General features: G+C 50.8%; 21 protein-coding genes. 8 read left to right on the top strand and 13 right to left on the bottom strand.

From position 1 onward, the window contains the following. Positions 1 to 282 precede the first annotated feature (282 nt). The 5 genes from KTQ90_RS08950 (at position 283) to KTQ90_RS08970 (ending at position 6,327) form a co-directional block, all read left to right on the top strand. On the top strand, positions 283 to 1,239 hold the full coding sequence (locus KTQ90_RS08950) for a LuxR C-terminal-related transcriptional regulator (RefSeq protein ID WP_217318132.1): 957 nt from the start codon (positions 283 to 285) through the stop codon (positions 1,237 to 1,239). Positions 1,240 to 1,466: 227 nt separating this feature from the next. Then, on the top strand, positions 1,467 to 3,569 hold the full coding sequence (gene nrdD, locus KTQ90_RS08955) for an anaerobic ribonucleoside-triphosphate reductase (protein ID WP_022158333.1): 2,103 nt from the start codon (positions 1,467 to 1,469) through the stop codon (positions 3,567 to 3,569). A 71-nt stretch (positions 3,570 to 3,640) separates the two neighbouring features. Beyond that, positions 3,641 to 4,108 (top strand): anaerobic ribonucleoside-triphosphate reductase activating protein, encoded by a 468-nt coding sequence (gene nrdG, locus KTQ90_RS08960; protein ID WP_022158332.1) that lies wholly within the window; start codon positions 3,641 to 3,643, stop codon positions 4,106 to 4,108. Between the two features lie 237 nt (positions 4,109 to 4,345). Continuing rightward, the gene (locus KTQ90_RS08965; protein ID WP_217318133.1) at positions 4,346 to 5,536 is read left to right on the top strand and encodes a hypothetical protein; all 1,191 of its coding nucleotides are present in this window, start codon (positions 4,346 to 4,348) and stop codon (positions 5,534 to 5,536) included. 14 nt (positions 5,537 to 5,550) lie between these two features. After that, entirely contained in the window at positions 5,551 to 6,327 is a 777-nt protein-coding gene (locus tag KTQ90_RS08970; RefSeq protein WP_217318134.1) for an acyl-[acyl-carrier-protein] thioesterase, read from the top strand. 148 nt (positions 6,328 to 6,475) lie between these two features. On the opposite strand, the gene KTQ90_RS08975 is transcribed toward KTQ90_RS08970, so the two are convergent. Further along, complete coding sequence (locus KTQ90_RS08975; RefSeq protein ID WP_217318135.1) at positions 6,476 to 7,648, bottom strand: OmpA family protein; 1,173 nt, start codon at positions 7,646 to 7,648, stop codon at positions 6,476 to 6,478. A gap of 186 nt (positions 7,649 to 7,834) precedes the next feature. After that, on the bottom strand, positions 7,835 to 10,057 hold the full coding sequence (locus KTQ90_RS08980; RefSeq protein WP_302180495.1) for a GH92 family glycosyl hydrolase: 2,223 nt from the start codon (positions 10,055 to 10,057) through the stop codon (positions 7,835 to 7,837). A gap of 354 nt (positions 10,058 to 10,411) precedes the next feature. Here KTQ90_RS08980 and KTQ90_RS08985 point away from each other — a divergent pair, with 354 nt between their 5' ends. From KTQ90_RS08985 to KTQ90_RS08995, 3 genes are read left to right on the top strand one after another with little or no spacing between them, the layout of a single operon-like run. Then, a complete protein-coding gene (locus KTQ90_RS08985; RefSeq protein WP_217318137.1) occupies positions 10,412 to 11,263 on the top strand; it encodes a leucine-rich repeat domain-containing protein in 852 nt (283 codons plus the stop codon). A 14-nt stretch (positions 11,264 to 11,277) separates the two neighbouring features. Next, positions 11,278 to 13,326 carry an RNA degradosome polyphosphate kinase gene (locus KTQ90_RS08990; RefSeq protein WP_217318138.1) on the top strand — a complete coding sequence of 683 codons (2,049 nt, stop codon included), beginning with the start codon at positions 11,278 to 11,280 and terminating at the stop codon, positions 13,324 to 13,326. Between the two features lie 43 nt (positions 13,327 to 13,369). Continuing rightward, entirely contained in the window at positions 13,370 to 14,281 is a 912-nt protein-coding gene (locus tag KTQ90_RS08995) for a Ppx/GppA phosphatase family protein (protein WP_254359376.1), read from the top strand. A gap of 326 nt (positions 14,282 to 14,607) precedes the next feature. Here KTQ90_RS08995 and KTQ90_RS09000 read toward each other — a convergent pair whose 3' ends face one another. The 11 genes from KTQ90_RS09000 to KTQ90_RS09050 all read right to left on the bottom strand — a co-directional run bounded on the left by KTQ90_RS09000 (position 14,608) and on the right by KTQ90_RS09050 (position 26,653). After that, complete coding sequence (locus KTQ90_RS09000; protein WP_217318139.1) at positions 14,608 to 15,150, bottom strand: 2-oxoacid:acceptor oxidoreductase family protein; 543 nt, start codon at positions 15,148 to 15,150, stop codon at positions 14,608 to 14,610. Then, positions 15,147 to 15,911 carry a thiamine pyrophosphate-dependent enzyme gene (locus KTQ90_RS09005; protein ID WP_022157709.1) on the bottom strand — a complete coding sequence of 255 codons (765 nt, stop codon included), beginning with the start codon at positions 15,909 to 15,911 and terminating at the stop codon, positions 15,147 to 15,149. The genes KTQ90_RS09000 and KTQ90_RS09005 overlap by 4 nt, the downstream gene beginning before the upstream one ends. Then, entirely contained in the window at positions 15,908 to 16,987 is a 1,080-nt protein-coding gene (locus tag KTQ90_RS09010; RefSeq protein ID WP_022157710.1) for a 3-methyl-2-oxobutanoate dehydrogenase subunit VorB, read from the bottom strand. The genes KTQ90_RS09005 and KTQ90_RS09010 overlap by 4 nt, the downstream gene beginning before the upstream one ends. 4 nt (positions 16,988 to 16,991) lie before the next feature. Continuing rightward, positions 16,992 to 17,225, bottom strand: a complete 234-nt coding sequence (locus tag KTQ90_RS09015) for a 4Fe-4S dicluster-binding protein (protein WP_022157711.1) — start codon at positions 17,223 to 17,225, stop codon at positions 16,992 to 16,994. A gap of 19 nt (positions 17,226 to 17,244) precedes the next feature. Continuing rightward, positions 17,245 to 17,424: a tetratricopeptide repeat protein gene (locus KTQ90_RS09020; RefSeq protein WP_007897672.1), complete on the bottom strand. Its 180-nt coding sequence runs from the start codon at positions 17,422 to 17,424 to the stop codon at positions 17,245 to 17,247. A gap of 84 nt (positions 17,425 to 17,508) precedes the next feature. Beyond that, entirely contained in the window at positions 17,509 to 18,378 is an 870-nt protein-coding gene (folD, locus tag KTQ90_RS09025; RefSeq protein WP_217318140.1) for a bifunctional methylenetetrahydrofolate dehydrogenase/methenyltetrahydrofolate cyclohydrolase FolD, read from the bottom strand. A gap of 12 nt (positions 18,379 to 18,390) precedes the next feature. Continuing rightward, the gene (ffh, locus tag KTQ90_RS09030; RefSeq protein WP_007897669.1) at positions 18,391 to 19,743 is read right to left on the bottom strand and encodes a signal recognition particle protein; all 1,353 of its coding nucleotides are present in this window, start codon (positions 19,741 to 19,743) and stop codon (positions 18,391 to 18,393) included. Positions 19,744 to 19,880: 137 nt separating this feature from the next. Then, complete coding sequence (locus KTQ90_RS09035) at positions 19,881 to 21,797, bottom strand: RecQ family ATP-dependent DNA helicase (protein ID WP_217318141.1); 1,917 nt, start codon at positions 21,795 to 21,797, stop codon at positions 19,881 to 19,883. 38 nt (positions 21,798 to 21,835) lie between these two features. Then, on the bottom strand, positions 21,836 to 23,560 hold the full coding sequence (gene recJ / locus KTQ90_RS09040) for a single-stranded-DNA-specific exonuclease RecJ (protein WP_022157714.1): 1,725 nt from the start codon (positions 23,558 to 23,560) through the stop codon (positions 21,836 to 21,838). A gap of 415 nt (positions 23,561 to 23,975) precedes the next feature. Further along, a complete protein-coding gene (locus tag KTQ90_RS09045; protein ID WP_217318142.1) occupies positions 23,976 to 25,205 on the bottom strand; it encodes a C1 family peptidase in 1,230 nt (409 codons plus the stop codon). Between the two features lie 44 nt (positions 25,206 to 25,249). Next, positions 25,250 to 26,653 (bottom strand): aminopeptidase P family protein, encoded by a 1,404-nt coding sequence (locus KTQ90_RS09050; protein WP_217318143.1) that lies wholly within the window; start codon positions 26,651 to 26,653, stop codon positions 25,250 to 25,252. Between the last annotated feature and the right edge of the window lie 116 nt (positions 26,654 to 26,769).

Here is a 26,769-nt window from a genome sequence, read left to right on the forward strand (position 1 = left end):
TTAAAGGATTTCTCTTTGCCGTACGACACAGAGAAATCCTAATGACCGATTTGGGTTAAAGTGCATTTTTTTTAAAAAAAGTACTGCCATTGTCGTCGTTCACGTCCGCCATCCAATCAGATTGCGTCCGCCGTCCGATCGGATTGCGTCCGCCGTCCGATCAGATTCCGTTCGGTGCACGATGACTTTTCTTAATCATAAAGTCTGTAAATGTTCGGGTTTTCTCGAAAAGAGTTAGTAACTTTGTACGACATATCCACATTCCAAAAAATAATCAGGAGTATGAAAAATCAGAAAATGTATGAGGCAAGCGACAAGATGATTTCGCTCATTCGCGACAACTACAACTTGTTGCAGAGTTTAGGTAGCTTCGGTATCAGTCTCGGCTTTGGCGACAAGACGGTTAAGCAGGTATGCGACGACCAGAATGTGGACACCAATACGTTTCTCGCCGTAGTCAACTTCACCATCAACGGCTATCGCGAAATGGACGACGTGTCGCGCCTCTCCGTGCCTACACTGTTGCAGTATCTGAAGGCAAGCCACGACTATTTTATCGGTTTCCAGTTGCCGTTTATACGCAAGGAACTTGTAGACGCGCTTGACGAAAACGACAACCTCGCTCGACTCATACTGAAACTTTACGACGAATATTCGCGTTCGGTGACGCAGCACATGAAGTACGAGGAGAAGACCGTCTTCCCGTACGTAGAGTCGCTCATCGCCGGCAAGCCGATGGCAAACTACGCCATCGACATGTACTCGAAGCATCACGGACAGGAGAGTATGAAGCTGCGTGAACTGAAGAGCATCATCATCAAGTACTTCCCCGGCGACAGCCTTCGCAACAACCAGCTTTCAGCCACGCTCTACGATATATATAATAATGAGGAGTGGCTGGCGCTGCATGCCGAAGTGGAGGACAAAATCTTCATCCCAGCCATCAAGTATCTTGAGGATAAATCGCGCCAGAGCGACGTATCTGCTAAGATTTCCAGCATGATAGGCAAGAATCAGGAAGGCGCCGACGCACTGGGCGAACGTGAGAAAGACGTCATCGTGGCGCTCGTACAAGGCATGAGTAACAAGGAGATAGCCGAGCATTTGTGCATTTCGGTGAACACCGTAATCACCCACAGACGCAACATTGCGCGCAAATTGCAGATACATAGTCCGGCTGGTTTGACCATATACGCAATCGTAAACAACCTCATCGATATTAGTGCGGTGAAACTCTGAAAGTTACATCAAATGCGTTACACTAATGGTGTATGTGAGGCTTAAAATTGTTAGAATTTTTCCGTTGAAGACATAGCGTGGTATCGTTTTTTTTATATACCTTTGCAGCCGTAATCAAAACTAAAAAGAGAAACTTTTCATAAGACAGAACACACAAAAGTTTTCCAAAACGGAAAACTTTTTGATTTCTAAAATTGAAAAAGTTTTCTAAAACGGGAAACTATACAATGAAAGATTTTGCAATCATCAAACGCGATGGATCTAAAGACCGCTTCTCTTTAGACAAGATAATGAACGCCATAATCAAGGCGTTCGAGTCAGTGAACGAGGATGTTGACTTAGCCTCTGTTTCTAAGATTGTGAGCCACATCGACGTGTTCGACGGCGTAACAGTTGAGAACATACAGAACCAGGTGGAGCAGGCTCTCATGAGAGAAGGCTACTACAACGTGGCAAAGTCGTTCATTATCTATCGCCAGCTTCACTCGGAAGACCGTGAGACTCTCGAAAAGCTCAAGTTCCTTACCGACTATTGTCACGCTGCCAACGCTGCAACCGGCTCGAAGTACGACGCCAACGCCAACGTGGAGCACAAGAACATCGCTACGCTCATCGGCGAGCTGCCTAAGTCGAGCTTCATCCGCTTGAACCGCCGCCTGCTCACCGACCGCATCAAGAAGATGTACGGCAAGGAACTCGCTAACGAGTATCTCGACAAGCTCAACCACCACTTCATCTACAAGAACGACGAGACATCGCTCGCCAACTATTGCGCCTCTATCACGATGTACCCGTGGCTCATCGGTGGCACAACAAGCATCGGCGGCAACTCTACGGCTCCTACAAACCTGAAGTCGTTCTGCGGCGGATTCGTCAACATGGTGTTCATGGTTTCGAGTATGCTGAGTGGCGCTTGCGCTACACCGGAGTTCCTCATGTACCTCAACTACTTCATCGGTAAAGAGTACGGACTCGACTATTGGAAGCACGCCGACAAGGTGGTAGACCTCTCTGCAAAGCAGCGCACTATCGACAAGATGATTACTGACTGCTTCGAGCAAATCGTTTACTCTATCAACCAGCCCACCGGCGCGCGCAACTATCAGGCTGTGTTCTGGAACGTGGCTTATTATGACAAACCATACTTCGAGAGCCTTTTCGGCGAGTTCATCTTCCCCGACGGTTCGAAGCCCGACTGGAACGGACTCTCATGGCTTCAGAAGCGCTTCATGAAGTGGTTCAACAAAGAGCGCACAAAGACCGTGCTCACCTTCCCGGTAGAGACAATGGCGCTGCTCACAAAGGACGGCGACGTAATCGACAAGGAGTGGGGCGACTTCACAGCTGAGATGTACTCAGAGGGTCACTCGTTCTTCACATACATGAGCGACAATGCCGACTCGCTCAGCTCTTGCTGCCGTCTGCGCAACGAGATTCAGGACAACGGCTTCAGCTATACACTCGGTGCGGGCGGTGTGTCTACCGGCTCTAAGAGTGTGCTCACCATCAACCTCAACCGTTGCATACAGTACGCCGTTAAGAACGGACTCGACTATGCCGACTATCTCTCTGAGGTGATAGACCTCTGTCATAAGGTGCAGCTCGCTTACAACGAGAACCTCAAGGAGCTGCAGGCTCAGGGCATGCTGCCGCTCTTCGACGCTGGATACATCAACATGGGTCGCCAGTATCTCACAATCGGTGTGAACGGACTCGTGGAGGCTGCCGAATTCTTGGGCTTGAAGATCAATGATAACCCCGACTATCTGCACTTCGTACAGAAGGTGCTCGGTCTGGTTGAGAAATACAACAAGCAGTATCGCACTAAGGACGTGCTGTTCAACTGCGAGATGATTCCGGCTGAGAACGTGGGCGTAAAGCACGCAAAGTGGGACCGCGAGGACGGCTACTTCGTGCCGCGCGACTGCTACAACAGCTACTTCTACATCGTGGAGGACGACTCGCTCAACGTTGTCGACAAGTTCAAGTTGCATGGCGCTCCGTATATCGAGCACCTCACCGGTGGCTCGGCGCTTCACATGAACCTCGACGAGCACCTCTCGAAGGCTCAGTATCGCCAACTCCTGCGCATCGCAGCTAAGGAGGGATGCAACTACTTCACGTTCAATATCCCGAACACTATCTGCAACAAGTGCGGACATATCGACAAGCGATATCTCAAGAAGTGTCCGAATTGCGGCAGCGAGGATGTCGACTACATGACTCGTATCATCGGCTATCTGAAGCGTGTAAGCAACTTCTCTGCTGCTCGTCAGAAGGAGGCAAGCCGCCGCTTCTATGCCAATGGCACTAACGAAATCAAAGACTAAAGTTCTTCGGCGTGTCCGAGCTAAATCACGGCTCGGCACGTCTGAACAAAATATTTTAAACAACTAAAGCAATGCTCAATTATCTTAATACAGGTATCGTATTTCAGGAGATTCCTGACGAGGTGACGCTGTCTATCAACATCACCGGTTGTCCGTGCCGTTGCCCGGGCTGCCACAGTCAGTATCTGTGGGAGAACATCGGCGAACCTTTGACTCCGATGGTGCTCGACCAGTTCGTTGCCAACTATCATGGCGAGATAACATGCATCTGCTTTATGGGTGGCGATGCCGACCCGAAGTACGTTAGCCAGCTCGCACAGTATCTTCATCGCGAGCATCCGCAGCTGAAGGTGGCATGGTATAGCGGTCGCCAGCAGTTCCCGAGAACTATACGCAAGCGCGACTTCGACTACATAAAGCTCGGTCCGTACATCGAACACTTGGGATGCCTTAAGGAGCGCACCACAAACCAGCGCCTTTACAAGCGCGCGGCAGGCGACGACTTCACCGACATCACCTCACGCTTCTGGAAGAAATAAACACGCGGTTGTTCTTCCGCAATTCACACGTATGTTATAATTCCGTATATTCTATCGTTGACCCCAGCACTCTCGTGGTGTTGGGGTTGATTTTTGTATTCTCTTTTGTTCTTAATTATTTTATTGCGGGCAATTCTTTTTGTTGTTGTCGAATCTTTTTGCGAACAACTTCAAGCAATTCGATTTTTTTTTGTAAGTTTGCATATCAAGTACGAACCATTTAAACTCTATTCCTCAATGACTGGAAAACTTCTTCTCACTCTAATTGTGTTGCTCTCGGTATTCTCTTTAGACACGAACGCCCAGAATACAGAAACAGCCAAGTATATGCATGTTTCAGATGTGTCGTTGTTGCGCGATGGCGACGAGGTGATAATTGTGAGCAGCGGTTGTGGAGTGGCAATGAGCAGGTATCAGAACGCAAAGAAGGAATACATTCTGCCTTGCGCCGTTTCTGTTTTCGAAGAAGACGGACTCGATATGGTTTCGTGCGAAACAGACAGTATGGCTGTATTTACGCTGAAGAAGGTTTCGGGCGGTTGGCGCTTGAAGGATGCAAAGAGCGGATGGCTTTGCGCAAAGAAAAATACAGATGCCAATTTAGTATTTGTAAATAATGATTCAAGTGAACGCAGTCTTATTGATTTTAAATTTTCAAACGAGGGTGATGCGGATATTTCATTCGTATCTTTGACGAGAGAGAATCAATATATAGACTATAAATTTGATACAAAGCGCTTTAAACGCTTTAATATCTCTCATTTTTACGGCAAGGTGCAGGTATATCGTCGTTATGTCGCGCCGGTTGTTGTAGAAAATCTGACTTTGGGTGAAGCCGAAGGCAACGCCGACTTGGTTTCTTATTATCAAGATGCCTATGTCCACAGCATAACAATCGACCGTACGTTCAGAGCAGACGGCGGTTATTACACACTCTGCCTGCCGTTCGCTCTTACAGAGGACGATATGCGCACGGCTTTCCCTGGCATGCAGTTCAAACAACTGAAGGATATCGAGGAGGTTGACGAGGATAAAGTTGTATATCACTTCCTCAGCGTGAAATCTACCGTCGCCGGCGAGCCTTATCTTGTGCGAATACTGCCAGGAGTGACGAACGATATTGTGAAGCCGGTGGTGAAGAACAAGTTCATACTTGCCACAAAGCCAAGTGTGATGAGCTCTTTGCTGTCATCCGGCCATTTCAAGTTCATCGGAATTTACGATCCGACCCTGATACCCGCAGACGGTCGCTACCGCTTTGTGAGTGCCGATGGTACAGACCTCGTACCTCCAAACACAGAAGGCAATCTGAAAGGACTCCGTGCCTATTTCCTTCTGCCCGAACCCTACGCAACATGCGAATTTGATTCAAACGGAAAGCCCCGTGCTGTGGTGATAGCTGTAGATGGGGCAGAACTTTCTAAATAATAAACAATAAGCCTATGAATTTATTAAGTAAGATAGGAAGCTACGACTTCCTTGTGGAACCGTTCCACTGCGATTTTTCCAATCATATATTCCTCGGCCATCTTGGCAATCATCTGCTGAATGCAGCCGACTTCCACAGTAACGAGCGTGGTTACGGCATGGACTATCTCAATACGGTGCATAAGACATGGGTGCTTTCGCGCTTTGTCATGGAACTCGATGAGATGCCTGTTGCCTACGACCGCATTACGGTTGACACCTGGGTGGAGAATGTTATGAAGTTCTTCACGAGTCGCAACTACGCTATACGCGACAAGAACGGCAAACGCTACGGATACGGACGCAGCATCTGGGCGATGATCGACACCGACACACGCCAACCGGTAGACATACTTGCTGAGCGCGACGGCATCATCACGCAGTATATTGAGACCGACGAGCCGTGTCCGATTGAGCCGTTTCAGCGTGTGAAACTCTCGAAGAACGGCGCTGAATGCCGCCGCATCGTAGAGACTCGCTACAGCGATGTAGACGTGAACGGACACATCAACAGCGTGAAGTACATAGAGCATATCCTTAACCTTTGGGGGCTCGACTTCTATAAGACGAACCGCTTGAAGCGTTTCGACATAGCCTATGTTGCCGAGTCGCATTACGGCGACTTGCTGCATCTGTATGTAGAGGAAGTTGCGGCAGGCGAGTTCTGCGTTCAGGTGATGAAGCAGACGCCAGACGCTGGCGAAGAACTAAAGGAAGTGTGCCGCTGCAAGGTTAAGTTTGTAGCAAAATAAGAGAAAAGAAAAGGTATATGGTTGTAAAAGAAAAATCCCAGTGCGATGGTTGAACCAAAGCACTGGGATTTTTTGTATCTTAAGAATCATTTCTTGTCAGAACTGACAATTAGTTCTTTGAGGAATCAGTTCTTTTCAGAACTGAAGATTAGTCCTTTGTAGAATCGTTGAATGTAGCAACGCGGTTGAACTCTACCTGCTCGAAGAGCTTGTCAGTAGCACCCATACCAGTGGTCTTCAGACGGTTAGCAGAGATCTTGTACTTCTTAACGAGGATGTCCTTAACAGCCTCAGCACGCTTCTCAGAGAGGCGCTGGTTGAGCTCCTTAGAACCCTCCGGTGAAGCATAACCCTTGATTTCTACGTTAGCGTCCTTGTGGTTCTTCATGTAGTTGGCGATGAGCTCGATAGAAGCTACCTGAGCCGGATCAACTACAGACTTGCCCTGACGGAAGATAACTGTCGGCTGGAGGTTTGTAGCTGTAGCAGTCTTAGCCGGGCGCTTGTTGCACTCGTCGAGAGCCTTCTTCAGGTTGTTGATTTCAGCATCCTTTGCAGAGAGGTTCTTCTGGTTCTGCTCGTCCTTGCTTGTAAGAGTAGCGTTCTGCTCGCGGAGACTGTTGATCTGTGCGTTGAGAGCGTCAACCTCTGCCTGGTCGCGACCTGTTGCGAGTGTGAAGTTGTGTGTGCCGTTAGAGTTCTTGAACTTGTAAACGAGACCAACGTTAACCTGGAACATAGCGCGGTTGATGTCGTACTTAACACCCTCATAGCCGTTGCCGTTGAGTGCCCAGTTCATAGAAGGCTCAACATAGAGCTGCCATGCCTTTGCCTTGCCAAGGTTGAACGCGAAGTCGAGACCAGCCTTAGAAGTGAACATGTTCATATTGTCGTTATAGTCAGCTGCGTTAGAGAAAACGTGACCCCAGCCGAGACCGTAAACAGCAGAAACCTCGAAGCAACGTGGCTCACCCTTGTAACCGCCTACCCAGTTGGTAAGGTTTACTGTACCGAGGAGTGATGTGTTGATACCGTTAACGGCTGTGCCAGTCTTGTGCAGACCGCCCTGCTTTCTTCCTACTTCCTTGAAGTAGATGTTGCTCTCAGCAGCGAGACCGAAAACCGGAGTGAAGTTGCGGCCGAGACGTACGCCAAGGTTCGGACGGAAGTCCTGAAGCCAGTGATGACCCTTAGTAGCTGTAGAGACACCAGTGTTGATGCCAAAATACATGTTGTCGAATGTCTTGCTTTCTGTAACTGTCTGTGCAGAAGCCGAAGCTGCCATCACAGCAGCTGCGAAAAGAGTTGTAATCTTTTTCATAATCCTTTTGTTTAAATAATAGTTATTTTGTTATTCTCTCTATTCAATTATCTATTGCAAAGTAAAGAAAAATAAATGAAAAAGCCAAATAACAGCAGAATTATTTGGCTTTTTCTTTGTGATAATAGGAAAAATCAGCTATAAATACTCAAAAATAGACTAATAAACGCTGCTTATTGCAGCTTTTTAGTTCTTATCGTGCTTCTTTTTGTTGCACATTTTGTAGACCAATGTGCCACCACGCATGATTTCGCTGTGCGAAATAGACGTCTTGTTGTACTTTTTACCATTCAGCGTGATATAATCTACGTACTTGTTGTCAGCCGAAATGCCGTCGGCTATAACGGTGAAGGTCTTTCCCTTTGGCAGCTGGAGCACTATTTTCGGCATCTGCGGAGCGCCGAACACATACTCGCCGCTTACCGGGTTGACAGGATAGAAGCCCATAGCCGAGAGCATGTACCAAGCCGACATCTGTCCGCAGTCGTCGTTGCCGCAGAGTCCGTCGACGGTGGGGTGGTACTGTGTGTCGAATATCTCGCGGATGAGTTCCTGGGTGCGCGACGGGCGGCCAGCCAGAGCATAGAGATAAGCCACGTGGTGGCTCGGCTCGTTGCCGTGAGCATATTGTCCGATAAGTCCTGTGACGTCGTTCTGCGAGGTGACAAGTTTGAGCGAGAAGAACTCGTCAAGCTTCTTGAGGAACGGCTTCGGTCCGCCGAAGAGCTTGATGAGCCCCGGTATGTCGTGCTGCACCTGCCATGTATACTGCCATGCGTTGCCCTCGGTGTAGTCGCCGCCTACGGTTTCGGCGTGCGCCACATCGCTCGGGTTGAACGGACTTCTCCACGAACCGTCTGCAAGGCGTGGACGCATGAAGTTGGTCTGCTTGTCGAAGAGATTCTTGTAGAAGTTGGCACGGCGTGCGAAATACTGCTGATCCTGTTTCTTGCCCATGAGTCGAGCCATATCTGCAGCGGCATAGTCGTCGTACATACACTCGAGTGAGTTGGAAACCGACTCTGAAGCTACGAGGTCTGTAGGCCAGTAACCGTACTTCATGAATGTCTCCCAGTCGTACTTCTCACCGTGGTTCACGGTCTGTGTGCGCTTGATGGCGTTGAACGCACGCTCGGCGTCGAAGCCGCGGAATCCCTTGTGATAAGCCTCTGCCACGATAGCCACGGCGTGGTTGCCGACCATGCAGAAGTTCTCCTTGCCCCAGAGTCCCCATATAGGCAGGAAGCCCTGCACCTCTGCCTGCTCAACGAGCGAGTTAACCAATCCGTCCACACGCTCGGGTATCACCATTGTGTAGAACGGATGAGCTGCGCGGTAGGTATCCCAGCAAGAGAAGGTAGAGTAGAACTCGCCGTTGCTTGCGCATACCACCTTGTTGTCGGCGTTGCGATACTTACCGTCTACGTCCGCAATATGGTTCGGCTGAATCAGCGCGTGGTAGAACGCCGTGTAGTAGTTCTGCTTGTCGGTATCGGTGCCGGTTACGTCGATGCGGCTAAGGTAAGAGTTCCACTCGTCGTGCGCGGTGCGTGTCACCTCGGCGAAGTTCCATGCCGGCACTTCTGCCTCCATATTTCGGCGTGCGCCCTCAACGCTCGTTGTAGACATAGCCACCTTCACGAGAAGCTGCTCACCGCGTGGTATGTCGAACGTAGCCACAAGTCGCTGTCCGCGCTCTGTGTCCACAGCCTTCGGCAGCTCAATGTGGCTCACCACCGGTCGGTTGAACTTCATCACGAAGAAGTAGTCCTGGTCTACCCACACCTTGTTGCGTACGTGTCCGGTGAGCGTCTGTGCGTCCTCCCACTTTGTCTCGCACGAGATGCACTGCGAGTGATACTGCTCATCGCGCCAAGCCGGAGCGTGCTGCAGGTCGATGAACACGGAAGTAGAGTCGGGGTTGTCGAACGTGTAGCGGTGGAATGCAACGTGCGGCGCCGCTGTCAGCTCGGCCTTCACCTTAGCGTCTGTAAGATACACCGAGTAGTAGCCCGGCGTAGCAAACTCCTGCTGCTTAGAGTAGTGAGAGCGGTAGCCGTCCCATGAGCGTGTGCGCTTTCCGCTTGCTGGCATCACGAGGATGTCGCCCAGATCCATACAGCCCGTGCCGTTGAGGTGGGTCTGTGTGAATCCCCAAATGAGCGAGTCGCTGTATACGTACTCAGAGCAGTAGCGCCAGCCCACAGCACCCGTCACCGGGCTGGTCTGTATCATGCCGAACGGGCGGCACGCCCCCGGGAAAGTGTGTCCGTTGTCAGCGTTGCCAACGAACGGGTTAACGTACTTTGTGTAGTCGGTGGTGTCTGAAAGCGCCGTAGTAGCCATGTTCGGCAACAGACCGAGCGCAGCAAACGCCAGTTTGAAAATAAGTCTTTTGGATTTGTTCATATAGATGGTTTTTAATTTCATAGACAAAGGTAGTGCTTTTATGTCGCTTTACAAAGAAAACGAGCCTATTTTCATTGACTATTGTTGGTTTTATAATCACCAAACGTGTACTTCTTGCTCAGTATTTGTGGTAGATTACTCGAGTACCTGTAGTAGATTACTCAAGTACTTCTAACAGATTACTCAAGTACTTGATATGGAGTACTGCCATATATGCTGTATAATAAGGTGTCTGCGCGGTGCATATATAATAAGGTATAAGGCTGTAACCGCATTGTAACAACAATGCTAAAAGCATGAAACATCTCTGTAAACAATGTTTCCTATCTTTGCAGCGGTATTAAAATACGTAATATGAAGGATAAGAAAAAGGTAATTTTAGGATTGTTGAAAATGCGCATCAAGTCGGATGACGAGTTCGAGAAACAGATTATGGACCTTGCTGTGAAGAAGTTCGAGAACATACGCAACGACGGATGGGGCGTTTACTACTCGAAGGGCGGCAAGCGTCTCGTAGCTGCAAAGAAGACCATCGAAGGTGTCTACACCGTGAGAGAAGACACCGAGGAAATCTGCGACAAAGCTTTCTGGGGATGCCCATTCCTCAAGAACGTAGCCATTCCGGCTTCCGTGAAGCGTATCGGCGACGAAGCCTTCGCACGCTGTCTCTCGCTGCAGTCGGTATGCATTCCGCCCTTGGTTGAGGAGTTGGGCGTGAACCCGTTTGTAGAACTCGACGGCAAGGTGCTTAACAACCAGTCGGAAGCGTTCTGCCTCGAAGCCAAGATGCTCTACAATGCCGACCGCACTCGTTTGATATCTGCACTCACTGATGCAGCAATGGTTATCGTGCCGAAGACCGTGAAGACCATCGGAAGCATGGCGTTCTCGCGCCGTTCGAAACTGAAGAAGGTGCAACTGCCCGAAGGTCTTGAGTGCATTGAGCGCGACGCCTTCAGCGACTGCGACGCACTTGAGGAAGTGACTATTCCGGCATCCGTTACAACAGTGGCTCCGTATGCCTTCGCAGGCTGCGAAAAGCTTAAGAAAGTGACGTTCCTCGGCGCCGTAAAGGACCTTGCACGCACAGCCTTCTCCGACGACTTCGAACTTACGACAATCAACGTGCCGGGCGGAACAGAGAAGAAGTTCCGCAAGCAACTGCACCTCACATCAGAGAGCGAAACACTTGTGCTTTCTATATAAATACCTTTAAAATCATGACTAAGAAAGAGAAACAAACAACATACGTGGAACGTGATGTGAGCTGGATGTACTTCAACCACCGCATTCTGCAGGAAGCCGAAAAACCTACTGTTCCGCTCTTGGAACGTCTCTCGTTTCTCGGCATCTACAGCAACAATCTTGACGAATTTTTCCGCGTGCGTGTGGCTTCGCTCAACCGACTGGTTGATAACGAGTCGCTGCCCGAACGCCATCGCAAGACCATACGCAAGACACTGAAGACAATCAACCGACTTAACGAGGAATACTCTAACGAGTATACGAAGGTGATACGCAAGGTGGCTGCCGAACTGGAGGAACACCACGTGCGCCTTCTGAACGAATCACAACTGAACGACGAACAGAAACAATTCCTGAAGAACTTCTATTACGACCGTCTCAACGGATCGACCAATCCTATATGGCTCTCGGCTATCGACGACCTCAATACGCTTGAGGACAACAGAATATATCTTGTCGTCAAGAAGATGCACCGCGACGACGACCATAAGGTGAAGTACGCCATCATAAAGGTGCCTGACCGCGTCTACGGACGCTTCATTAAGATTCCGTCGTCCGACGGTTTCGACAATATCATGTACCTTGACGATGTGATACGCTTCTGTCTGCCGCTCATCTTCATCGGCACGAAGTCGTCCGACTACGAGGCCTACTCGTTCAAGTTCACAAAGGACGCTGAGATGGAGATGGACAACCTCTCCGACTACGGCGCTATGGAGAAGATTGCGCTGGGCGTAGACTCGCGCAAGCGTGGTGTGGCTATCCGCGTGATTTACGACAAGGACATGCCGCGCGAAATGCAGAAGCGCGTGTTCGACCGACTCAACGTGCGCGAACTCGACACGGCGCTCGCCGGTGGCAGATACCAGAACCACCGCGACCTGATGTCGTTCCCCGACTGCGGACACTTCGAACTGAAGTACGAGCGCTGGCAGCCAGTGATGCGACCGGAGTTCCTCAGCGAGGAGTCGATGCTCGAACAGATTCGCAAGAAAGACCGCTTCATACACGTGCCATACCATTCGTTCGACGCCTACATACGTCTGCTGCGCGAGGCTGCATTACGCCCCAGCGTGAAGGAGATAAAGACCACGCTCTATCGTCTGGCGAAAGACTCGAAGGTGGTGAAGGCGCTCATCTGCGCCGCACGCAACGGCAAGAAGGTGACGGCTGTGGTAGAGCTGATGGCGCGCTTCGACGAGGAGAGCAACATCAAGTGGAGCAAGCGTATGCAGGAGGAGGGCGTCAACGTGATTTTTGGCGTGGAAGGTCTGAAGATTCACTCTAAACTGCTCTACATACACACCACGAAGGGCGACATCGCCTGCGTCGGAACTGGCAACTTCCATGAGGGCAACGCAAAGGTATACACCGACTATCTCATGATGACGGCGCGACAGGGCATCGTGTCTGAGGTGGCAAAGGTGTTCGAGTTCATCGACCGACCTTTCTCGCCGATGCGATTCCGCGAACTGCTTGTTTCGCCTAACTCGATGAAGACACGCATCCTGCGACTTTTCGACACCGAGATAAAGAACGCACAGGAAGGCAAGCCGGCTTGGGTGAAGCTGAAGATAAACCATATCACCGACCCCGACATTGTGAACAAGATGTACGCTGCGTCGCGTGCCGGTGTGCGTATCGACGCTCTCGTGCGTGGCAACTGTTCGGTTGTGCCGGGCGTGGAGGGTATGAGCGAGAATATACGCATCATTGGCATCATCGACCGCTATCTCGAACACTCGCGCATCCTCATCTTCTGCAACAACAACCGTCCGCGCTACTTCATCGGTTCTGCCGACTGGATGCCGCGCAACCTCGTGAACCGCATCGAGGTGCTCACTCCGGTATACGACGAGGACATGAAGGCAGACCTGCTACGCACCGTCGACTACGGACTGCGCGACACTACGAACGGACGCATCGTGGATGGACGCGGCACTAACGAGATTCAACCCGTTGTAGAAGGCGAAATGCCGTTCCGCTCGCAGGAAGAACTGCATAAGGCGTACGCCGAGAAGTAGTATTTATGTTTGAATAAAGTTATTTCGGTAAATAGATATACAGATGGATAACGTTTTAGAGAGCAATGTGATGAACATTGCGGCTATTGACATCGGCTCGAACGGAGCCCGACTGCTGATAAAGAGTTTCGACCCAAACAACGAGACTGGTGAGGTGAAGGTTACGAAACTGCTGTTTGTGCGCATTCCGCTGCGTCTTGGCAAGGATGTGTTCACGCTCGGCAAGATCTCGAAGCAGCGTCAGCACATGATGTTCCACATGATGAAGGCGTTCCGCCAGTTCATGCTGCTTTACAATGTGGAGCAGTATCGCGCTTGCGCCACTTCTGCTATGCGCGACGCCGAGAACGGGCGCAAGGTGATGAAGCGCATTGAGAAGCATACGGGCATACGCCTTGAGATTATACCCGGTGCGGCTGAGGCGCAGTTGCTCTGCAACAACCTTGTGGAGAACACCGACAGTGGGGTAGGCAACTATGCTTATGTCGACGTCGGCGGTGGCAGTACGGAGATTTCGCTTCTGCATGACGGCATTCTTGCCGAGAGCCACTCGTTCAATGTGGGTACACTGCGTATGCTTGCCGGAGCGGTGAGTAAGAAGGAGCTTGCCTCGATGTGTAAGGTGCTGGAGAGGTACGCCAAGGAGTATCCGGGTACGAAGATTATCGGTTCGGGCGGCAACATCAACCGCCTCTTCAAACTCTCGCATGTGAAGGGTGAGGAGCGCAGTCTGCCCGTCGACCGTCTGCAGGAACTTTACACGCAGCTTGCTTCATTGTCGTTCAGTGAGCGCATGGAGCAGTTTCATCTGAAGGAAGACCGAGCTGATGTGATTGTACCCGCAGCAGAGATATTCCTGCTCGTAGCGAAGTCGCTCAGTTGCGACACCATCCTTGTGCCGAACATCTCCCTTGCCGACTCAATCGTAGACGGAATCTACCGCGACGCGCAGTAGTTTGTGGGTGAAGCCGGTGTCAGGCTGGGAGATAAGCTGGAAGATAACTCGATTTGTAGAATATCTTCCAGCCTTTATATTGCTTATAATGTGCGTGTTACTGCGATCCTGGAAGATATGGATGATTTTTTCACGTACTCGATTTCTATAGACAAAATAATATTAAGGGTATGAAACTTTAAAATTGTCAGAATTGCAAACAATGACAAAGTCAAACTGCAAACTATATAAATACCTTCAACTGCAAACAACAAAAAAGGACGGGGTGCAATCACTGCAGCCCGCCCCCAATAATTAGAGAGTTATAAAAAAATAAGTTTTCGATATTAAACCTTCTCGATAATCTGTCCGCCAGCCTCTACAGCCTCCATGTTCAGAGGAATAAGACCGTGGTGACGCTCGGGAAGTGTCTTGTAAAGAGCCTTGTTAAGGCCGTTGGTGCTCACGATCGGGCAAACCTTAAGCAGGCCGCCGAGTACAATCATGTTGAACACCTTTGAGTTCTTCAGTTCGGCAGCCTTATCCATAGCGTTGATACGATAGACATTGATGTCCTTGCGTGTCGGCGGATTGATGATACCGAAACCGTCATATATAAGTATGCCGCCAGGCTTCACCTTCGACTCGAACTTGTCGAGCGACGGCTGGTTGAGCACGATAGCCACGTCATACTGGCTAAGGATAGGCGACGAGATGCGCTCTTCGCTCACGATTACTGTCACGTTGGCTGTACCGCCACGCTGCTCAGGTCCGTAAGCCGGCATCCATGTTACTTCTTTGTCTTCCATCAGACCGGAGTAGGCGAGAATCTTACCCATTGAGAGCACGCCCTGTCCTCCGAAACCTGCTATAATTATTTCTGCTTTCATAGGTTTGTCGTGTCTTTTAAGTCACCCTTCGGGTATTGTTTGAACATATTCTCTTCCATCCACTTGTTGGCCTTCACCGGTGGCAACTTCCATCCGCTGTTGCATGTAGCAACAATCTCAACGAGTGATGAACCCTTGCCCTCCATAGATGCTGTGAACGCCTTCTTGATAGCAGCCTTTGCCTTGCGGATTGATGCTACGTTCTCCACGCTCTGGCGTGTTACGAAGCATGTGCCCGGTAGAGTGACAGCCATTTCAGAGAGGTTGAGCGGCCAGCCGTGCAATTTAGGCTCGCGACCGTAAGGACATGTAGATGTCTTCTGACCGATAAGCGTTGTCGGAGCCATCTGTCCACCAGTCATACCATAGATGGCATTGTTGATGAAGATGAGAGTGATGTTCTCACCGCGGTTCAATGCGTGGATACTCTCGGCAGTTCCGATACAAGCCATGTCGCCGTCGCCCTGATAGGTGAAGACAAGGCGCTCTGGCCACAGACGCTTGATGGCAGAAGCAAGAGCTGGAGCGCGTCCGTGTGCTGCTTCCTGCCAGTCGATGTCGATATATTTGTAGGCGAATACAGAGCAACCTACCGGGCTTACGCCGATGGTGTTCTCCTGCATGCCCATTTCTTCGATAACTTCAGCCACAAGTTTGTGAACTACGCCGTGCGAACAACCTGCGCAGTAGTGCATGTGGGTATCGTTGAGAAGCTCAGGCTTTTTATAAACCAGGTTCTCCGGTGATATTATATCGTTCATAGAAATTTCTCCTTTAAAGCTTTAACCATTTCCTCTGGCTCGGGAACGATGCCGCCGAGTCGTCCGTAGTGCTCACAACGTACAGTGCCGTTTACTGCGAGGCGCACGTCCTCAATCATCATGCCGGCGTTGATCTCTGCAACGAGAATACCCTTGAGCTTCTTAGCTGCCTCTGCAATCTCCTTTTCGGGGAAAGGCCACAATGTGATAGGACGGAACAATCCGACCTTGATGCCCTCTGCACGTGCAAGCTCGATAGTCTTTTCTGCAATACGCGCTGCCGAACCGAACGCAACGATCATGTATTCTGCGTCGTCCATGAACTTGGTCTCGTAGCGAACCTCGTTCTCGCGAATCTTGCGGTACTTCTCCTGAAGCTGCAGGTTGCGCTGCTCCATAATCTCAGGCTTAAGCTCGAGAGATGTGATAACGACGGGCTTACGGCCCTTGCAACCGGTTGATGCCCACGGACATTCCTTGATGATCTCCTCGTTTGTGCGGCGTGGCTTGAACGGAGGAAGAACTACCTTCTCCATCATCTGTCCGATAACACCGTCAGAGAGAATCATTGCAGGGATGCGATACTTGAAAGCGAGCTCGAATGAGAGGTCGACAAAGTCGGCCATCTCTTGAACTGAGTTTGGTGCGAGCACGAGAATATAGTAGTCGCCATTGCCACCGCCACGGGTAGCCTGGAAATAGTCGCTCTGTGAAGGCTGGATGGTGCCAAGACCAGGGCCGCCTCGCTGAACGTCGACGATAAGACCCGGTACTTCTGCGCCTGCCATGTAAGAGATACCCTCCTGCATGAGCGATACGCCCGGACTTGACGACGATGTCATAACGCGCTTGCCGGAGCCACCGCCACCGTAAAGCATGTTGATTGATGCAACTTCACTCTCTGCCTGAAGCACTACCATGCCAGTAGTCTCCCAAGGCTTGAGTTCTGAGAGTGTTTCGATAACTTCGGTCTGTGGAGTAATAGGATAGCCGAAATAACCATCACAGCCACAACGGATGGCAGCGTGGGCGAGAGCCTCGTTGCCTTTCATAAGTTTAACTTCCTGTTCTGCCATTGTGTTAATCCTCCATTTTTTTACGGTAAACACTAATACATCCGTCCGGACATACGATTCCGCACGATGCACAACCAATACAATCGTCAGGTCTTACAGCCTCGGCGTATTGATAACCATGCACGTTCACTGCCTTTGCTGTGAGAGCAATGACATCTTTCGGGCAAGCTACAACACAAAGAGAGCATCCTTTGCATCGGTCGGTGTTAACCACGATAGCACCTTTGATTTTTCCCATAGTAATATGTTGTTTAGAGTTAGGGGTTATACATATCTTTACAGTAGAAGGCGAACATGTCGTCGAGCATTTGCTTTGCTTCCACTGCAGGCGACTCGGGGTCGAGAGCTATTGCTTCGAGATAGTTGTCGATAGCATGCTTCCAATCGCCTTTACGTCTGTACTCGTTGCCGAGCTTGTAATAGTCTTCTGCTGTCATACTTATTAAGGTTGGGGTGTGTTATGTTGTTGCGTTGACAGTTGTAAGCACCAGTGATGCCGGATGCTGACGCCTGTCTTTATCTTACCATCCCTTCGCTGCCTGCAGCGTGTTCTTCATCAGTGAACAGATTGTCATCGGTCCGACGCCGCCTGGCACTGGTGTTATGAACGAACACTTCGGAGCTACTTCGTCGAACTTCACGTCGCCGTTGAGACGGAAACCGCTCTTGCGGGTTGCGTCAGGAACACGGGTTGTGCCTACGTCAATCACTACTGCGCCTTCCTTCACCATATCGGCTGTCACGAAGTCGGGCTTGCCGATAGCTGCAATGATGATGTCGGCTTCGCGACATTCCTTCTTGATGTCGGTGGTGTGCGAGTGGCATACGGTGACGGTAGCGTCGCCGTACTGCTTCTGCATCATCAACTGTGCCATAGGCTTGCCTACGATGTTGCTTCTGCCGAGCACAACGCATTTCTTGCCGGCGGTTTCGATGTTGTAGCGCTTCAGCAATGTCACTATTCCGAGTGGAGTAGCCGATACGAAGCATGGCAGACCGATAGACATGCGTCCGACGTTTATAGGATGGAAGCCGTCAACGTCCTTGCGGTAGTCGATAGCCTCTATTATCTTCTGCTCGTTGATATGACGCGGGAGCGGCAACTGCACGATGAATCCGTCTACGTCATCGTCATTGTTCAGACGATCTACACATGCGAGCAGTTCGTCTTCGGTGATGTCATCCTCGTAGCGGATAAGTGTCGACTTAAAGCCGCACTTCTCGCAGGCCAGAACCTTGTTCTTCACATAAGTCTCAGAGCCGCCGTCGTGTCCGACAAGTACAGCCGCGAGATGCGGTTGCTTGCCACCTGCGGCCATGATGCTCTTTACCTCTTCGGCTATTTCTGCTTTAATAGCCTCGGCTGTTGCTTTTCCGTCTATCAGTTGCATATCTTTAATGTTTTAGAACTTCGGCATACCTGGCATGCCTTTCATCTTGCTCATCATGCCTGCCATTTTTGCCATATTTGTACCAGTAACCATCTTCATCATCTTGCGTGTCTGGTCGAACTGCTTGATGAGGCGGTTCACCTCCTGGATGTTCGTACCGCTACCTTTCGCAATACGCATGCGGCGGCTCTGGTTGAGAATTTCTGGGTTGGTACGCTCCTTCGGAGTCATACTCTTTATGATTGCTTCAATGCCCTTGAAAGCATTGTCGTCGATGTCAACGTCCTTGATAGCCTTGCCTACGCCCGGAATCATTGCTGCGAGATCCTTCAGATTGCCCATCTTCTTGATCTGCTCAATCTGTCCGAGGAAGTCGTTGAAGTCGAACTTGTTCTTCTGAATCTTCTTCTGCAAGCGGCGTGCCTCTTCTTCGTCGAACTGCTCCTGAGCGCGTTCAACAAGACTCACGATGTCGCCCATGCCGAGGATTCGGTCTGCCATACGTGACGGATGGAATACGTCGATAGCTTCCATCTTCTCGCCTGTACCTACGAACTTGATTGGCTTAGTGACAACGGTGCGGATAGAGAGAGCTGCACCGCCGCGTGTGTCGCCGTCGAGCTTGGTGAGAACCACGCCGTCGAAGTCGAGACGGTCGTTGAACTCCTTAGCTGTGTTGACAGCGTCCTGACCAGTCATTGAGTCGACAACGAAGAGAGTCTCGTTCGGGTTGATTGCGTTCTTCAGAGTCTCAATCTCGTTCATCATCTCCTCGTCTACAGCCAGACGACCTGCAGTATCGACGATTACTACGTCGTAGCTCTTAGCCTTTGCCTCGCGGATAGCGTTGTTTGCGATGCTTACAACATCCTTGCTCTCCGGCTCAGAATATACCGGTACGCCAATCTGCTCGCCCACAACCTTGAGCTGTTCGATAGCAGCCGGACGATATACGTCGCAGGCTACGAGCAACGGGTTCTTGTGCTGCTTGTTCTTGAGCATGTTTGCGAGCTTGCCTGAGAATGTGGTCTTACCCGAACCCTGCAGACCGCTCATAAGGATGATTGACGGGCGTCCGTTCAAGTTAAGCTCGGCTGCTTCGCCACCCATGAGTTCTGCGAGTTCGTCGTGTACGATCTTCACCATCAGCTGGCTTGGCTTCACCGCTGTGAGTACGTTCATGCCGAGGGCTTTCTTCTTCACGGTGTCTGTGAAAGTCTTTGCCACCTTATAGTTTACGTCGGCATCCAGCAGAGCGCGTCTTACGTCTTTAAGGGTTTCGGCAACGTTGATTTCGGTAATCTTGCCTTCACCTTTGAGGATTTTGAAACTGCGTTCAAGTCTGTCACTAAGATTTTCAAACATATCTATTTTCTTTTCTTTTTATTATAATTAATGTGTGCGCTTTGTGGGGCGTTTCAATACACGTCGCTTCTTTTGCAAAAGTAAACAAAAAATAGCGAGATACGGAATAAAATCTTATCTATTTAATTTATTTTAAGTTACTTTTTTAAGTAGATGTCGTTGTACTTCACTCCTATCACCTCTTCGTTGACGAGATATTCGAGTGCTTCGTCTTTTGCGTCCTGATTGAGTGTTATCTTGTTAAGCTCTGTTATTGAGTGCTTTTCGCCGTCGGCGAGCATTTCTTTTATCGCTTTAAGCGCTTGATTGAAGGCTTTTTTGTACGATTGTGGCGTCTTTTGGTGCGCAAGACACACGTCGCACTGTTGGCAGTCTTCTGTGCGTGTCTCGCCGAAGTAGCGCAGCAACTGTCTGCTGCGGCACACGGTGTCGTTCTCGGCGTAATTGATAATGCTTTCTATGCGTTTCTCGAACTGCGCCTTGCGCTCCTCGTATACCGTTTTACTTATCACTATTTCCTCCGGCAGTACGCGGTCTCTTGTGTATGTCAGGAGCGGCACCGACCGTTCGGGTATAAAGTGAAGTATGCGTCGCTGGCTCAGACTCGTCAGTATCAGGTATACCTGCTGCTGCGTGAGACCGCTGGCGTGTGCAATGAATGCTATTTCTATGAAATGGTAGTCGACAAACAGTCCGCTGTATTCGCGTAGCATCGTTGTTATCACTGCTTCTTCGTTGGGCGTCGTGTCGTGGAGCATGTATAGCTGGTCGCGTTCGAGCGTGAACTTCACACGTGTTCGCGAGTCGGGGTCGACGTCGTATTCCAGATAGCCAGCCCTTGTGAGTATCTTCAGAGCCGAGTTGACGATGACTGGGTAGTGGTGGAATATGCGGCAGAACTTTTCTATCTCGAATCGGAACGTGCGCCCGTAGCCCGACCCGGCAGCAATCTGCAGATAGTATGCCACGTGCTCATACACGCGGCATATCTCCTTCTTGTCGGGGAACTCCTGCGCAATGCGTTTCACGAGTTTTGTTCTGTCGCCCCTGTCGTACAGCAATACGGCGTAAGCCTTCTTGCCGTCGCGTCCGGCTCTGCCCGCTTCCTGGAAGTAAGCCTCGATGGAGTCGGGGCATGAGATGTGTATCACGACGCGCACGTCTGGTTTGTCGATGCCCATGCCGAAAGCGTTGGTTGCCACCATTACGCGCACCTCGTCATCGTGCCACTTCTTCTGTCGCTCGTCTTTTGTAGAGTGCTCAAGTCCAGCATGATAGAACGTAGCGCTAATGTTGTTGTTTAATATGTATTCGCTTATCTCCTTAGCCAATTTGCGACTGCGTACATACACTATTGCACTGCCGCTTATCGAGTTCAGAATGTGTATGAGCTGCTGCATCTTGTTGTCTGATGAACGCACTACGTAAGCGAGGTTCTTACGCTCGAAACTCATGCGGTACACGTTCTTCTCCTTGAATTTCAACTGCTCCTGAATGTCGTCAATCACCTCTGTCGTAGCAGTTGCAGTGAGCGCGAGTATTGGTGCATCGGGCTTTATGCGGCGTATGTCGGCAATGTGCAGGTATGACGGTCGGAAGTCGTAGCCCCATTGCGATATGCAGTGAGCCTCGTCGATGGTGATGAAGCTCACCTTGATGTGCGCCAGTTTTGTCTGGAACAGTTCAGAGCCTATGCGCTCGGGAGAAACGTAGAGTATCTTTGTATGACCGAGCACGCAGTTCTCGAGTGTCTTTACTATTTCCTGACGGCTCATACCCGAATAGATGGCTGCGGCGAGCACTTGGCGTCGTCGCAGATTGTCTACCTGGTCTTTCATCAGGGCGATGAGCGGTGTGATGACGATGCACACGCCTTCCATGGCGAGAGCCGGCACCTGGAACGTGAGCGATTTGCCGCCGCCCGTAGGCATCAGTCCCAGTGTGTCCTTGCCCTCGGCGATGCTGCGTATGATGTCGCGCTGTATGCCGCGGAAATCGGAGTAGCCCCAAGTGTCTCTCAGTATCTTGAGATATAGTGTGTCGTCGTAACCCATCTTTTTGTCTATTGAAGCTTCTCTTTAACGTTTTGTTGTTAGTCTTCCTCAGCCACTCGTATGTCTTCAATCTGCAGCTGCACCATGTTGCGTTTGAAAACGTTGTCCTCAATGGTGTAGGCAATATCGAAGCTACGTTTCGATTTAATGTAACGCGCTGAAGCGCTCTGTCCGAATGCGATACCGTTGACGATGTTGCTCGACTTCGAATCTACAAGCTCAAGCTTTATGTGCTCCTGCTCGCGTCCTACAACCTTGCTCGTGCCGTAGTCGTATACGTCTGTCGTGCAGAAGAGCGGCTTGGTGTTGCCGGGTCCGAACGGCGAGAACCTTTTCAGGTCGTTATGCAGTTTCTTCGTTATGTCGCGGAAGTCGATTTCGGCGTCGATGTTGAGCATTGCCTCTGTCTGTTCGGGCTGTATGTGCTCGTCTACATATCGCTGGAAGCGGTTGCGGAACTCCTGAATGTCGTCCCAGCGCAGCGTCAGTCCGGCTGCGTAGGTGTGTCCGCCGAAGTTGACGAGCAGGTCGCGGCAACTCTTGATAGCCGAGTAGACGTCGAAACCCGTCACGCTGCGTGCAGAACCCGTAGCGAAGTCGCCATCGCGAGTGAGCACTACGGTCGGGCGGAAGTAGATTTCGGTGAGTCGTGACGCCACGATGCCGATAACGCCCTTCTTCCAGTTCTCGTCGTAGAGCACTATCGACGAGCGGTGGCGCTGGCTCTCCAGCTTCGAGACGATGCTGTTCGCCTCCTCCGTCATCTGCTTGTCGATATCCTTGCGCTGCTCGTTGTACTCGTCGATGTGCTTTGCCTTGGCGAGCGCATGCGAGAAGTCTTTCTCTACGAGCAGGTCTACGCTCTCGCGTCCGTTCTCCATACGTCCAGACGCATTGATGCGCGGGCCTATCTTGAATACGATGTCGCTCATTGATATGTCTCTGCCTCCGAGTCCGCAGATGTCGATGATAGCCTTCAGACCTATGCTCGGGTTCTGGTTGAGTGTCTTGAGTCCGTGGTAGGCGAGAATGCGGTTCTCCTCGGTTACGGGCACGATGTCGGCAGCTATGCTCACGGCACAGAAGTCGAGCAGCGGTATGAGTCTGGCGAAGGGTATGCCGTTGTTCTTGGCGAACGCCTGCATCAGCTTGAATCCCACGCCGCATCCGCAGAGATGCTTGAACGGGTAGGTGTCGTCGGGTCGCTTCGGGTTGAGGATAGCCACGGCTGGCGGCAGTTCTTCGTCGGGCATGTGGTGGTCGCAGATGATAAAGTCGATGCCGAGCGACTTGGCGTAGGCTATCTCTTCAATGGCCTTGATGCCGCAGTCGAGGATGATGATGAGCTTCACGCCGGCCTCTTTGGCGTAGTCGATGCCTTTCTTGCTCACGCCGTAGCCTTCGTCGTAGCGGTCGGGGATGTAATACTCTATGTTGGAGTAGAACTGCTGTATGAACTTATACACCAGTGCTACCGCAGTGCATCCGTCCACGTCGTAGTCGCCGTAGACGAGTATGCGTTCCTTGCGGCCCATCGCGTCGTTGAGACGGTCGACGGCGAGGTCCATGTCCTTCATGAGGAAGGGGTTGATGAGGTCTGCCAGCTGCGGATGGAAGAATCGCTTGGCCGCTGACTCTGTTGTTATGCCGCGTTGCATTAGCAGCTGGGCGAGTATCGGGCTGATATTCAGCTTCGCCCCCAGTTCGTCAGCCGCCTGTTTCTCCTCTTTCGTAGGTGGCTTGTAATTCCATTTGAATAACATTATATATAGTTTTTATTTTTTCTCGGTTTAGGAGTGGGGTGCAGAGTGTCTGCGCGTTTAAGGTAAAACGCGTGTAAAGTTACAAAAATTATGTGGAATACGAGGATTGTTTGGCGTGTTTTTCAGGTGCCGCTTAAAATCTTTGTAACTAATTGTTATATTTTTATAGTCTGTGTTCAGTCGTTTGCGTCCGCCATCCAATCGGATTCCGTTCGCCATCCAATCGGATTCCGTTCGCCGTCTGATCGGATTCCGTCCGCAGTCCAATCGGATTCCGTCCGCAGTCCAATCGGATTCCGTTCGCCGTCCAATCGGATTCCGTCCGCTATCCGGTGGCAAATGCACAAAAAAAAGACCGAGCAAGCGTGGGTGTCCACGTGCTCGGTCTGTATAGTTAGTTTATGGAAACTGTCGATTAATCGCCGATTCCCTGATTCTTCTTAGCCTCGATCATCTTCTGGAGGATGTCAGCCGGGATAGCGTTCTTGTTAACCATGAAGTCCATTGTGTTGGCTACGATGAAGTTCTTTGTCATGTACCAGATACCCTTGTAGTCGCCTGTCTCGCCCCAAGAGTTCTTCACCATGTAGTATTCCTTGCCATGCTGGTCCTTAGCGATACCGAAGATAAGCATGCCGTGGTCGTCGGTGAGCTCCCAGTTGTCGAAGCGCTGCTGACGCTGCTCTGCTGTCGGCTCAAGCTCAGGCACCTTGCAGCCGAGTGAGTCGATGAGGTTTGTGCGCTTTGCCGGAGAAAGCTTCAACCAGCGAGCCATGTCGCTGCCAGAGAGGCCCTCAGCCTTCTTTGTGTCTACGAAGTAAGCAAGACCCTTGCGTGTGAAGCCAGGCTCGCTAACGTCGCCACCCCAAGCTACTGTGTAGCCGTTCATGACAGCGTTCTCGAGGATGCGTGCCATGTCCTCCATCGGAAGGTTCCATGACAGCGGGTTGCGCCAGTTGTCCTGCACCTCAACAGCGTACTGTGTGTAGTACGGGTGGTGAGAGTAGCTTGTGATTGTTACATAGTCGTCGAAGTTCAAGCCGAGGCTTGCTGCGAATGACTTCGGAGTGTACTCCTTGCCTTCGTATGTGAACTTCTCCGGACACTGGCCGAGGTAAGCGTCGAGGATGCCCTGGAGACCCACCTTCCACTGCGAAGAAATCTTGTTAGCTGTGCTCTTAGCGATGCCTGCTACGTACGGCTCAAGCTGGCCGAAGAACTCGTTGAAGTTGTTAAGCGAGTCGCCGTAGAGTGAACCTGGGAACGGCATTGCGTCCTCCGGGCAGATACCCTGGTTCTTCAGTACGTGCAATACGTCGTAAGCCGAACCACCCTGAGAGAACTGGCAGTCGCCGTGCAGACGAACCACCTGAACGGCGCGGTCCATATAGGTCTTGTTAGCTACGAAAGCCTCGCAGAGGTCGTAAGTCTTGCCTGTAGCCTTGAGAATCTCGCTCTCGAAGTATGAGAGAGTAGAGTAGTCCCAGCATGTGCCGCTACGGTTCTGGTCCTTGATACTTGTGATCGGGTTCTCCTTGATTGTCGTGAAGACAGGCTTGTTGCTCCTTGCAGCCTTCTTTGGCTTAGCTGCGTTTGCGCCAGTCGCAAGAAGTGCGAGAAGTGCGAGTGTTAAGATTTTCTTCATGTGATTTTGTTGTAATTTAAAAAGTTGTTTATATTAGGCAATGTCTATTTGCTCTCTGCCATGAACGCTTCGACGTCCTTCGGGTGGTATGGTATTCTGTCTTTGCCGAGGAAACGGCAACCGTCCTTTGTGATGAGGATGTCGTCTTCGATGCGTATGCCGCCAAAGTCCTTGTAAGTCTCAATCTTGTCGAAGTTGAGGAACTCGGCACAATGGCCCGAAGCCTTCCAGTCGTCGATGAGTGCGGGGATGAAGTAGATGCCTGGCTCGTCAGTCACGACGAAACCTTCCTCCAGACGGCGTCCCATGCGCAGGCAGTTTGTACCGAACTGGTCGAGGCGCGGGCGTGTCTCCTCATCGAAGCCAACGTTGATCTGGTCGAGACCTTCCATGTCGTGTACGTCCATGCCCATCATGTGACCCAATCCGTGAGGCAAGAACATGGCGTGAGCGCCTGCAGCTACGGCTTCGTCCACGTCGCCCTTCATCAGTCCGAGCTCCTTCAGACGCTCTGTCATCAGGCGGCATATTGAGAAGTGTACGTCCATATACTTCACGCCGGGCTTGGCAACGTCGAGTGCATGGTCGTGGCATGCCTCTACGATAGAGTAAATCTCAAGCTGGCGGTCGGTAAACTTTCCGTTGACGGGGAATGTGCGTGTGTTGTCCGAACAATAGTTGTTGATTGTTTCGGCACCGCAGTCGCACAATACGAGGCGTCCGCTTTCGAGTTCGGCCATCGACGGGTTGCCGTGCATTATCTCGCCGTGCTGACTGAAGATGGTTGCGAAGCTTGTCATAGCGCCGTAAGAGAGGGCGATGCCGTCCACTTGTCCGGCTACGTATTTCTCTGTGAGGCCTGGCTTTGTGAGGCGCATGGCTGTGGTGTGCATCTTGTGGCCGATGACTGCCGCACGCTCAAGCTCCTCAATCTCCTGCTGCTCCTTTGTAGAACGCATCTTTACAACGGCACGGATAAGGTCCATACTTGCTGCCTCCTTCTGCTGCACGGGATGGATACCGAGCAAATCGAATATCTGTATCTTGGTATCGTGGCGGTAGGGTGGCAGGAAATGGATGCGGCGTTTCAGGCGCATCGCTTCGTTGCAGATGCTCTTGAGCGACTTCATAGGCGCTGTGTTAGCCACGCCTACCTGCTCTGCCATGTCCTTCACGCTGTCTACACTGCCGTACCATACGATGTCTTCAATGTCAATGTCGTTGCCAACGAGTGTTTCTGTGCCGTTGTCAATGTCAATGACGCCAACAAGTCCTTCTCGGTTTTGGCCGAAGTAATAAAGGAATGATGAATCTTGACGGAACGGGTAGTAGCCATTTGACGGGTAGTTGCATGGCGACTCGTTATTACCGAAGAGTATTATTATTCCGTCTTTCATAAGCTCTCTGAGCTTGGCGCGACGGTTAACGTAAGTTGCTTTGTCAAACATATAACCTTGATTTTGTTATTATTTCCACAAAGTTACGTTAATTTAAAGAAATAGCAAAACGTTAATCGTATTTTATGTTTTATTATGATAATGTTTCGCTTTTGTTTCTAACATAT

The sequence above is a fragment of the Leyella stercorea genome (genome assembly GCF_019052365.1).
Taxonomy (GTDB): domain Bacteria; phylum Bacteroidota; class Bacteroidia; order Bacteroidales; family Bacteroidaceae; genus Prevotella.